Raw genomic sequence first — 11,491 nt, forward strand, 5'->3', positions numbered from 1 at the left:
AAATGTCGGACTTTTGAAAATTTGTGGTCATGATTAAGTCGCCGATGGATAAAAAAAAAGCCCTTAAGAAAATAGCTAAATGCCTTGAACTTGGTAACTCTGCAAACGTCAATGAAGCTGCTAATGCGATAAAAATGGCGCATAACTTGATGTTGAAATATGGTCTCGAAAAAGACGATATTGAATTTATCAAGATGGGGAAAACTCAGTCCAGCCACCTGTTACCTGCCAATATCAGTTCTACGTTGCTGCGTGTTATTCGCGGTATCAATACCAAGTTTGGCGTGGAAGCCGTATTACTGAACCACAAAGGCCTTAAGCGTGTTGAATTCATTGGTGAAGCTGATCGCGCTATTTTCGCAGCCTTTGCTTTCGATATTATTTATCGTGAGTTGAATGAACATACCGGTCAGTTCCGGAATAGTTTTGCAGGTTCAGGAACGGGATCGTTAGAGGTGACTCGCCGTGTAAATTCATTTGTATCAGGTTGGGTTGAAGGGGCACTTGAAAAACTGCCAACGATTACCCCTGACGATGAATCTAACAACAAGATCAATAATTACATTGATAAAGAGTTCAAAAATATCGATCGTGAAACTTTCAAACAGCAACTCAGAGAGGCGATGAAAAATCTCACCGCAGACTATGAAGTTGGCTTGAAAAAAGGGCGTAAGTTGTCGGTTAATCGCCCAGTAGCCGGAGCTCAAGCTGCAAAAAAAATCGCCAAATCGTAGTGCATGACGGTTTCATGTTTATTAGAAGCGACACAACTTAACATTCAGCACAATGTTTACGACTAATAAAATATCGACACAGGGCTTATCTCTTGCTTTTTACATTAGACACTCTGAAATCAGTACGTATTAGAACTCTATTTCTAACCGTCATCTTCTCGATAACACAAATGGCTTATGCCAACAGCGATGTTGAGTTGAAGCAGAGTGCTCAAAACCAAGATCCCGTTGCCCAGTATCAATTGGCCCAATCGTATGAATTGGGTACTGGTACCCCTAAAAATATGGATGATGCCATCTATTGGTATCAGCAATCAGCGGACAGTGGTCATTCAGATGCGCAATTTAAACTTGCCAAGTTGTACGCTGCAGGAACGGGGGTCGAACAAAATAACCAACTCGCATTGGAATGGTTTATTAAAGCGGCGCTACAAGGCAACAAACAAGCACCGTTAGAGGTCGCTAAAATCTACGAAGACTTGTCTAAAGAAAAACACTTCCCCCAACTTCAACCATTAGATTTAGCACTGCTGTGGTACGAAGTGGCCGTAAAAAACAATCCTGCTGCCGAAGAGGGTTACAACCGTGTTCTGGAAGCACAATTCAACCAACAACGGGCAAAGCAAATTTCTTCGATAGAGCAGCTCAATGACAACGTTAATGCTGAAGCCAACACCAATCAACCCAGTACCATCCCGATCATTCAATCCTCTAGAGAGCAAGTAGCACGTTCTAACCTAACGCATTCAGATTATCTGATTAGCGCAGCATTAGCCGTGTTAATCGCCATTATCAGTATCATTTCGACTCTCGTTGTCTCGAGAAAAAGATACGCTCTAGAGCCGAGGGATACACTACAGCAACAACAATCGCTTAAAGCACAACTTAACTCGAAGGACCTTACGATTAAGCAGCAAAAACGACAACTGCACACTATGTTCCACGAATTAAAGAAGCAGAAAAACAGTCAAGGTCTGAGTCATTTACAGGTAGCCTGCGCGCTATTTGGGTACACACCCAGTTCAATTCCCGACCAAAAAAGCATCAAGTTTCGATACAAACAGCTATCTAAAATATATCACCCAGATGGTCACGGATGTGACGAAGAAATGAAACGTTTGAACAATGCGCTAAAAACCATCTTACAAAATGTTACCTAATTGTAAATAAGCACGTAACTTCATTTTCTAAGTCCACAAAGATACCGATTTTATTACTTCGGCAATCGATCCCCCTCTCAAAAACGGGTAACAAACTATTAACTAATCGGGATGACTTATGTCATAATTTGCACCGAAAATACACCTGACATATACAGGTGAGGAGAAAATATGTTCGCAGTAGAAGGCGTTTGTGATTGGTGCAAAAAGCCAAGCCTAGTAAAAAAGCACGATTACTTAGATGGTAAGTGGCATCATGCATGTAAAGAGTGCAATGATATTGCAACCATTGATGTTCGCCAATTCAACATTGGTGAAATGGAAATGAGAGCAAAACTGTCCCAAGCGACATTGAGATAAGCAATACCGTTGAAATATAAGAAAGCGCTTAAGGCGCTTTTTTTGTGCCTCTGATTTTAGAGCTTCTCCCTTCTATGCAGGTGTACACAGTACTTACCTATCAAAAACCCTGTAAACACCTGTATAAAGCTCACATTTTTTTCAACTTATGAGACAAAACAGCAAATTCATTCAAATTTAATTTACCTAATAATTTCAATAATTTAATTGTTTTTCATCCATAATCTCAGACGAAATCGTCCAATAATCCCGCAAAAAACGCTTGATCTTATAAGCAACTAAAACTACTGTATACACATACAGCATGTATATAAGGACAGCAAAATGATTCAAGCACACGTTAAAGCACAACACTCTAGCCCGCTAGTTCACTGCGCATTTACATCAGTTTCTCGTAAAAGCAAAAATTCAAACGAGGAAGCGTTGTTTGCAAGAATGGCGTTGCTGTCCAATCAACATCAATGGTTACTGTTTACGGCTCAAACACCAAGACCATCGGCTAAGCAGCTTAAGCAACATAATGTTTGCTGCGACCGCGTTATTCATATGAAAGCCTCTCATCAAATGACTGAGGTAGAGACTGTCGAGAAAGCAATCCGCTCTAAGAATGCGAGTGCGATTGTTGCAAGTGCATCGATTGATCAGTTCAGTCAACAGTACCTAAGAACATTAGGGTTACGCTTTCAATGTGAAGTCTTCTTTATGGATGCAAATTCAGAGCGTATTCACTAAGCCATATTGCTTAACAATTTAGCGAACAAACACAGCTCCAAAACACAGTCCAAATATACTGCCTTCCCCTGCCCTACAATTCGCCAATTTTTTAGCGGATTGTTAGGCGGGGGTTTTTATTTAAACAACAGATTTAGCAATCGTTTGCTTTTTCTCTGGAAGCAAAGAGTAGATTGGGTATAATGCCCGTCTAATCATGTGCACACCGCACTTCTCTGTATGACGTTTGATAAAAGATAGGAATGTCTAAATGAGCCTTGCTGATCAAGTTCTTGCCGTAAATGATGACCTACCAATCCGTACTGATAAACCTGTCCACAGTGGCAAGGTTCGTTCGGTCTACTGGTTAACTGAAGAAGATAGCCAACGACTAATTAAAGAGAAAGGCTACGATGTAGCACCAGATGCGCCTTTAGCAATCATGGTGATCAGTGACCGTATCTCTGCATTTGATTGTATCTGGCGTGGTGAAGGAAATCTTAAAGGTGTTCCAGGTAAGGGAGCGGCTCTGAATGCTATCTCTAACCATTGGTTCAAATTGTTTAAAGACAACGGACTTGCTGACAGTCATATTCTTGATATCCCTCACCCGTTCGTATGGATTGTACAAAAAGCTCGCCCAGTCATGATCGAAGCGATTTGTCGTCAATACATCACTGGTTCAATGTGGCGTGCATACGCAAACGGCGAACGTGAATTCTGTGGTATCGAGATGCCTGAAGGCCTTGAGAAAGACAAGAAGTTGCCTGAACTACTGATCACGCCTTCAACAAAAGGGATTCTGAAAGGTATTCCTGGCGTTCCAGAAGCTGACGATGTGAACATCACACGTAACAACATCGAAGATAACTTCGCAGCATTCAACTTTACTCAAGCAAGCGACATCGCGCATTACGAAAAACTTCTTAAAGAAGGCTTCAACGTCATCAGCCAAGCGCTAGCAAAAGTAGACCAAACCTTTGTTGATACCAAATTTGAGTTTGGCTACGTCAACGATGCTCAAGGCAAAGAAAAGCTTATCTACATGGATGAAGTCGGTACGCCAGATTCATCTCGCATTTGGGATACTCAGGAATACAACAACGGCAACATCATTGAGAATTCAAAAGAAGGCTTCCGTCAGTTCTTGCTTAACTACTTCCCTGATGCTGATATTCTATTGAACAAAGAGCGTATGCCAGAGCGTGAAGCATTAGCTCGAGATAATGAACTCCCTCTGGATTCATTAATGTCTCTGTCGCGGACTTACCTTGATATTGCCGCGAAAATCACAGGAGCAGAGATCATACTAAGCGAGAATCCTAAGCAAGAGATCATCGATGTACTGCGTTCTGACTACGGACTAATCGATTAATCACGACCTGACTGTGAAATACACCTAAATACCAAAAAGGGCCTCTATATTGAGGCCCTTTCTATAGGTACATTTTCATCTTCTTTGAGCTAAGCAATACTGAGAGATTACAGCTTAATAGTAAACTCTTCCCCTGTATTACCTGCAATGACTAGATGACTGCGTGATTCGATATACGCTATCTGCTCTTCTTCAAGAGAGTATGGCATAACCACTTTGAGTTCATTGATACCTTCGAGCTTAGCAAGTTTAAGCAAAGTGACAATATTTGACTCATCACTTTTACGCGTAGACATCGATTTCAACGCCATCTGCCATAAGCGATCTTCAGGAGTGGCAAGCTCTTTAATGCTATCTCTCCAGACAGTACTGAATATTGGCGCAATAGTGGTCAAAGCTTCCAAAAAAGTCCATTTTTTACTGCATGAGGCGCCAAGAAATGTTGTGTAATCAAACTCTACTCGCGTCTCTTCCTGTTTATCCATGATGTCCCCCGACATTTTGGCAACGCAATATACTTAATATCCACCAACTCTTTCGTTATAGCAATAGGATATAGAAGAATGGTCTTTTATGACCTTTTGATTTGTTGAAATGGCATATAAAAACCAAGCGTTTAACATAATATGCACTGAAAAATCATATCTGCATCCATTGGATAATATTTTAGAGATAAAACTAATCTATCTAAACTTTCTAGACCGTAGCCATCGCTAGGTAACCAAATGAAAAGGAACACCACTGTGTTCCTTTCTATCGATATATCAATATTGCCGCTCTATTGCTTGCCCTAGTTCTTGCTCGATTAAATCACTTGCGAGATTAGCAAAAAACAACCAAACAGCAACGAGAATAACATCATTGTTCTGCCACCTTCGGCTTGGTATCTATCGTCAGAGATTTTCATAAAACGCTGCTTATGAACCATCACTAAAGGAATAAACACCGCTAAGAATACCAAGATGATGCCTGCGTAGTTCAGCACTTGTAAAAATTTATCTGCAGCAAGCAATGACCCCACCAGAGGCAAGATAAAACTAACGCAATAAGTGACCGCTGTGTTTTGGTTAAACATGTCTTTATTCTGGTTGAACAGCGCCATCGCTACACCAAAGAAAGAGGTCAACAAGGCTAAACCTGTAAAAGTAGAGAGGATGTTACCCACCCAAGGGGACTGAGCCTCGAACGCTGCCATCAAATCTGAGACATTCTTAAAGCTTCTAAATTGCGCTTCACTCAGGTTACCAACCACAGCAAATAGCCAACATAGATAACACACTAATGGGATCAAAGAACCGACGATCACCATATTACGTAGCTGTCTATCTGTTGCCTCGTGATTGTAAGAAACCAAGGTAGGAATCACCACCATAAAGCCAAAACTGGTGAACAAAATTGCACTGGTTTTGATGAGGCTAACATGGTCATGACTGGTGACCTGCATCAGGTTCTCTTGAGTCATGCTTGGTGCCAAAAACGCCATGGTGGCAAACAAGCTGGCTAGCATAATAAAAAACAATACGCGGTTCAGTTTATCAATCACCCCCGTACCACTCGCAACGATAGCACCCGCCAGCACGGTAAACACGATTTGGCTGGTGGTCGCGGTAATCTCAACGCCAAAGTTAGACAGTAACTTACTCAGCAAGTCACCTGCCCCCAGAATGTAAGCCATTAATAGGCAAATCAATAACGCGTATAGCAAACCGTTGGTAAGCAACTGACCTTTTTTACCCAAGGTTTTTCGGGCAATCGAGTTTAATCCTAGACCGCCACCCGCTTTGATGGTTGCTTCTAGAAGTAGTAAGGCTGCGTAAGTCGTACCGAAGCAGATCAGTACCATCAACAGTGTGCCGTAAAGCAATCCGAATTGGGCTAATACCATTGGGATCGCAAGCATACCAGCACCGAGAGCGGTACCAGCGATAATTAGGGAGCTACCCATCATTTTAATATTCATTGTCTTTAACTTATTTGTTTCGTTTTTATAGGTGTGAATCTTCGTCCATCGCGAGGATGGTAAAGGAAGTCAGATAGCAATAAAGTTATAAAACGAATAACAATAGGAGCGATAAACGGTAAAGAAGCGTGCAGAGGCGAAGTCGAACAGGGCGTTCAAAGGAGAGCTTGTCTTAAAAGAGGTAAAACGAGAAGCGTAAGTGAGCGTAAACTGATGTGGCGAACCTTCCGTAGGTTCGATAATCGGTGATGTAATCTTGAATTTCATGTATGTGTCCAATAAGTCACATTCCATAGCATTTGAAACAGCGTATCCGTTGCTGCCCTACCTCTATCATAGAGGTCTTTTCATCTTATCGAATGAGCCTAGAAACACAACGCTATAAGCGCAATTTTTGCTTTTAAATTAAACAAAATAGCCTTTTGGATACAAATTGACCACCAGCCGGGAGGAAACAACATTTATTACGAATAAAATATTCGTCCCATAAAAACACTCACCTATTAGCACAAGTTTTGACTACATAACCCCGAGAGCAGATATACAGGTACAAAAAAAGCGCTCTTACTAAGCGCTCTTTCGTTTCATTGTACCTTGAAAGCTATAATCTTGAAGACTCTAGCATTCAAGATTCTGTCGTCTCAAAATGACAACATTAGAACCTTATTCACCGCGGTAAATACAACCAGCGGTACAGGTTTCTTTAATCTCAACTTTGCTTAAAAGCGGCAAGTCTGGTTTTAGCTCGTTCCAGATCCATTTAGCCAAGACTTCACTCGTTGGATTCTCTAAGCCTTTAATGTCGTTCAAGTAGTAGTGATCGAGACGGTCGTAAATGGGTTTGAATACAGCTTTGATTTCAGAAAAGTCGACTATCCAGCCTGTATGTGGATCGACTTCGCCTTCTACGTATAAACGAACAAGAAAAGAGTGACCATGCAAACGACCGCACTTGTGCCCCTCAGGAACGTGTGGAAGATGGTGGGCAGCTTCAAACATAAACTCTTTGTATAACTCAGATCTCATTGTGTTTCTCAGGCTAAAAAATGACAGGCAATTTTACGTAAAACCACTGCACACTACAAGTTCTATCACGACCATGCACCCTTTTAGCAACAACGATTCGGCGTAAGATCAACCATTCCCTTCTGTCAAAACTAGGTGCAGTTCAATACAGCATCAATACAGAAACCTCACCCACAAAAAAGCGCTCAATCATGAGCGCTTTAAGTTCTTAGCCTGTTAATTTAGGATTGTAATCCCTATATAAACCATAGCTTAGTGTGTAATCGAAACCGCGGTTAAGTCTTGGTGCTTATGATACATTGCATGTTTCAATATGAGATTCTCACTCACAGTATCCATTCCTGAAACCTTAACCTCAGCGCCTTTTTTACGGAACTTAAATACGACCTTATCAAGTGCCTCTACCGAGGTATTATCTAGGAACGAAGCATCAGAAATGTCGATAGTCACCAGAGGTGTCGCATTGTCATAATCGAACAAGTCGACAAAAGCATCAGAAGAAGCAAAGAATACGTGACCTTTCACTCGGTGAGTGGTGTGTCGTTCGTTGGTTACCACCTCATCTGAGATGAAGACCATCGATTTGCTAGCATGAGCATAGAACAGAGCCGATAACACCACACCAACTGCAACACCTATCGCGAGATTGTGGGTAAACACAACAACTGCCACGGTCGCGAGCATGGTTACGTTTGTAGGGAGGGTATGATCTTTGAGTTCAACAATGGAGCGCCATGAGAATGTACCGATTGAAACCATGATCATCACAGACACGAGAGCCGCCATCGGTATCAGCTTCAACCAATCAGAGACAAACACTACCATTAATAACAAACCAACCCCTGCAATCATGCTGGATAATCGAGTTAAGCCGCCTGATTTGATGTTAATGATCGACTGACCAATCATCGCACAACCCGCCATGCCACCAAAAAAGGAAGCCACGATATTTGCAACGCCCTGCCCTTTACACTCATTGTTTTTATTACTTTCAGTATCTGTCAGGTCATCCACTATTGTCGCTGTCATCAATGATTCCAATAAACCAACAAGAGATAGAGCAATAGAATATGGAAGAATGGTCGAGAGCGTATCAAAGGTCAATGGAATGTTTGGAATCAAGAACACAGGCAGTGAATCGGGAAGTTTACCCATATCACCAATCGTTCTGACATCTAAACCAAATAATAGGCTGATGATTGTCAGGACAACAATCGCCACTAAAGGAGAAGGTATTGCACGACCAAACTTCGGAAAATAGGGAAGCAGATAGATGATCGCTAAACCCAAAGCAACTAACACGTAAACGCTCGAAGGAACGTTGATCAATTCAGGAAGTTGGGCCATGAAAATTAAGATGGCGAGTGCGTTAACAAATCCAGTAATCACCGATTTGGAAACAAAGTTCATCAGGTTGCCAAGTTTAAGATACCCAGCCGCGATTTGAATGACACCAGCAAGAAATGACGCAGCGAGTAGATATTCTAACCCGTGTTCTCTCACTAAGGTCACCATTAACAACGCCATAGCGCCAGTTGCACCGGAAATCATTCCTGGGCGACTGCCAACCAAAGCGGTCACGACACAAATACAGAAAGAGGCATAGAGTCCTACCTTAGGGTCGACGCCTGCAATAATTGAAAATGCGATAGCTTCAGGAATTAACGCGAGTGCTACCACAATCCCAGATAATAAATCTCCTTTAACGTTTGATAACCAGTGTTTTTTTAAATAATTTAGCATGTAATTCTCTTTTACTTGTACAGCCAGTCCTGCCTTGTTCAGACATAATTTGATCGACTGTTTTTCTTTAATGAGCGAGAGCTCGAAAAATGCGGGTGTAGAGAGGATGCAGGGGTTAAGGCGGCGTAATTAACACGTAGATATTAAACTCCTATTGTTGCTTTAATGGGTAGTTAAAAAGGTGATCAAGCCCAATGTGACTTAAGCCGCGCCAATATAGAGTGAGTCTCAATACAATGACACTACCATTATCAAAAACAAAGATTCCATAAATACACCTCCCATTCAATCATTACCCTAAAGAAAACATAAAGGCGGACGTGATGTTAAGATCGAACAAAAAACACCCCCTAAAACGTATTTCTCGTCAGTAGACACAATATTTCTGTCACCAAGCAAGAATAAAGGTTGAAGCTGTCGATATGACAGGTAATATGTTCCATCGATTTAAAAAGTTTATACAACTCAATGTTTCGACTAATTATTGTGCAAACATCTGTTTATTTGCAATAGTGCTAGAGACATTGAGTTGAATTTGTCCCTCAATGGAGAATGTAATCAACATGACTTACGCGCCTGTAACAGACGTACTTGGCGGCAAGCTAGCGGTAGACAGTGAAGTCACTGTTCGCGGCTGGATCCGTTCACGTCGTGATTCCAAAGCTGGAATCTCTTTCCTTGCCATTTATGACGGCTCTTGTTTCGACCCGATTCAGGCCGTGGTTCCTAATAATCTTAATAATTACGAAAATGAAGTATTAAAGCTAACGACTGGCTGCTCCGTTGRAGTAACAGGCAAGATTGTTGAGTCTCCTGCGAAAGGTCAAGACTTCGAACTCGCAGTAACTGACGTTAAAGTTGTCGGTTGGGTTGAAGACGCTGACACTTACCCAATGGCTAAGACACGTCATTCTATCGAATACCTTCGTGAAGTGGCTCACCTACGCCCACGTACAAACGTGATTGGCGCAGTAGCACGTGTACGTAACTGTCTATCTCAAGCGATTCACCGTTTCTACCACGAGCAAGGCTTCTTCTGGACTTCGGCTCCACTTATTACTGCATCGGATGCAGAAGGCGCTGGTGAAATGTTCCGTGTTTCAACACTAGACATGGAAAACCTACCACGCACTGAAAAAGGCGACGTAGACTTCAACGAAGATTTCTTCGGTAAAGAGACATTCCTAACCGTATCTGGGCAACTTAATGCGGAAGCTTACGCTTGTGCACTAAGCAAAGTTTACACGTTCGGTCCTACGTTCCGTGCTGAAAACTCAAACACAAGCCGCCACCTCGCGGAGTTTTGGATGGTTGAGCCTGAAGTTGCGTTTGCTGATCTTAACGACGTAGCAAAACTGGCTGAAGACATGCTTAAGTACGTTTTCGCTGCGGTTCTTGAAGAGCGCCGCGACGACCTTGAGTTCTTCGCTTCTCGCATCGACAAACAAGCAATTACTCGTCTAGAGCAATTCGTTAACGCTGATTTCGCACAAGTTGACTACACTGACGCAATCCAAATCCTACTAGACTCTGGTAAGAAATTTGAATTCGACGTTGAGTGGGGCATCGACATGTCTTCTGAGCATGAGCGTTACCTAGCGGAAGAGCACTTTAAAGCACCGGTTATCGTTAAGAACTACCCGAAAGACATCAAAGCTTTCTACATGCGCTTAAACGACGACGGCAAAACCGTTGCAGCAATGGATGTACTTGCACCAGGCATTGGTGAAATCATCGGTGGTGCACAACGTGAAGAGCGTCTAGACATTCTAGACGAGCGTATGATTGCTATGGGTATCGACCCTGAGCACATGAGCTGGTACCGCGACCTACGTAAATACGGTACAGTGCCACACGCTGGTTTCGGTCTTGGTTTCGAGCGTCTCGTCTCTTATGTAACAGGTATGGGCAACGTTCGTGACGTGATTCCATTCCCACGTACGCCACGCTCTGCAAACTTCTAATTCGAATACCCATTCGATATTAAAAGTTCAGAACAAATAAAAACCTCCGCTATTGCGGAGGTTTTTTTGTTTAGAGACAACGAAGCAGCGGTATGCCACCAGCAAAAACGAGTCCTTCAGAGGTGAGTCGTGATGTGGGTTGCTCACCTCTTTATAGTGCGCGCAAAGATTGCCACCGTCATTTTAGACATCGCGATCTCTCAATAAATTAGAGCTCGCGTTAAGCGCACAGTTACAAGATTAAACACTGTGTCAGCGTGTACCCTCTCGACACATTCTGCGTCTGTCATGTTATAACTTACATCAATAACAATTATTGCTATCCATATAATTACCTAGAATTTCAATAAATATGTGAAATACTTCACGGATAACTTTGTAAGCTTTGCTAAGTTTGTACTTAAAGCGAGAGTCAAGTTTGCTCCACGCTTCAATAATTTGACTTAATCCAATAAGCA

The 11,491-nt window shown here is 42.2% G+C and carries 11 protein-coding genes; 6 read left to right on the forward strand and 5 right to left on the reverse strand.

The genetic code is table 11. The features are described 5' to 3' along the window. Window positions 1–44 precede the first annotated feature (44 nt). The 5 genes from L4B77_RS07255 to L4B77_RS07275 all read left to right on the forward strand — a co-directional run bounded on the left by L4B77_RS07255 (window position 45) and on the right by L4B77_RS07275 (window position 4,340). Entirely contained in the window at window positions 45–734 is a 690-nt protein-coding gene (locus L4B77_RS07255) for a DUF2786 domain-containing protein (protein ID WP_261839457.1), read from the forward strand. A gap of 92 nt (window positions 735–826) precedes the next feature. Further along, on the forward strand, window positions 827–1,894 hold the full coding sequence (locus L4B77_RS07260) for a tetratricopeptide repeat protein (RefSeq protein WP_429749445.1): 1,068 nt from the start codon (window positions 827–829) through the stop codon (window positions 1,892–1,894). 171 nt (window positions 1,895–2,065) lie between these two features. After that, complete coding sequence (locus L4B77_RS07265; protein ID WP_261839456.1) at window positions 2,066–2,254, forward strand: hypothetical protein; 189 nt, start codon at window positions 2,066–2,068, stop codon at window positions 2,252–2,254. Between the two features lie 324 nt (window positions 2,255–2,578). Beyond that, on the forward strand, window positions 2,579–2,986 hold the full coding sequence (locus L4B77_RS07270; RefSeq protein ID WP_017055178.1) for a SulA-like leucine-rich domain-containing protein: 408 nt from the start codon (window positions 2,579–2,581) through the stop codon (window positions 2,984–2,986). Window positions 2,987–3,236: 250 nt separating this feature from the next. Continuing rightward, window positions 3,237–4,340, forward strand: coding sequence for a phosphoribosylaminoimidazolesuccinocarboxamide synthase (locus L4B77_RS07275; protein WP_261839455.1), 1,104 nt, complete (start codon window positions 3,237–3,239; stop codon window positions 4,338–4,340). 107 nt (window positions 4,341–4,447) lie between these two features. Here the strand turns inward: L4B77_RS07275 and L4B77_RS07280 are convergent, their stop codons facing one another. The 5 genes from L4B77_RS07280 to L4B77_RS07300 all read right to left on the reverse strand — a co-directional run bounded on the left by L4B77_RS07280 (window position 4,448) and on the right by L4B77_RS07300 (window position 9,069). Next, window positions 4,448–4,825 carry a transporter gene (locus L4B77_RS07280; RefSeq protein WP_261839454.1) on the reverse strand — a complete coding sequence of 126 codons (378 nt, stop codon included), beginning with the start codon at window positions 4,823–4,825 and terminating at the stop codon, window positions 4,448–4,450. 320 nt (window positions 4,826–5,145) lie between these two features. Then, window positions 5,146–6,288: an amino acid permease gene (locus L4B77_RS07285; protein ID WP_372040922.1), complete on the reverse strand. Its 1,143-nt coding sequence runs from the start codon at window positions 6,286–6,288 to the stop codon at window positions 5,146–5,148. An 81-nt stretch (window positions 6,289–6,369) separates the two neighbouring features. Continuing rightward, entirely contained in the window at window positions 6,370–6,567 is a 198-nt protein-coding gene (locus L4B77_RS07290; protein ID WP_261839453.1) for a hypothetical protein, read from the reverse strand. A 396-nt stretch (window positions 6,568–6,963) separates the two neighbouring features. Next, a complete protein-coding gene (gene queD / locus L4B77_RS07295; RefSeq protein ID WP_372040918.1) occupies window positions 6,964–7,326 on the reverse strand; it encodes a 6-carboxytetrahydropterin synthase QueD in 363 nt (120 codons plus the stop codon). A 252-nt stretch (window positions 7,327–7,578) separates the two neighbouring features. Next, window positions 7,579–9,069 carry a SulP family inorganic anion transporter gene (locus tag L4B77_RS07300; protein ID WP_261839451.1) on the reverse strand — a complete coding sequence of 497 codons (1,491 nt, stop codon included), beginning with the start codon at window positions 9,067–9,069 and terminating at the stop codon, window positions 7,579–7,581. A gap of 563 nt (window positions 9,070–9,632) precedes the next feature. Here L4B77_RS07300 and asnS point away from each other — a divergent pair. Continuing rightward, window positions 9,633–11,033: an asparagine--tRNA ligase gene (gene asnS / locus L4B77_RS07305; protein ID WP_429749450.1), complete on the forward strand. Its 1,401-nt coding sequence runs from the start codon at window positions 9,633–9,635 to the stop codon at window positions 11,031–11,033. Window positions 11,034–11,491: the final 458 nt, after the last annotated feature.

Source organism: Vibrio minamisatsumaniensis (assembly GCF_050337445.1).
In the GTDB taxonomy this organism is placed as follows: Bacteria; Pseudomonadota; Gammaproteobacteria; order Enterobacterales; family Vibrionaceae; genus Vibrio; species Vibrio artabrorum.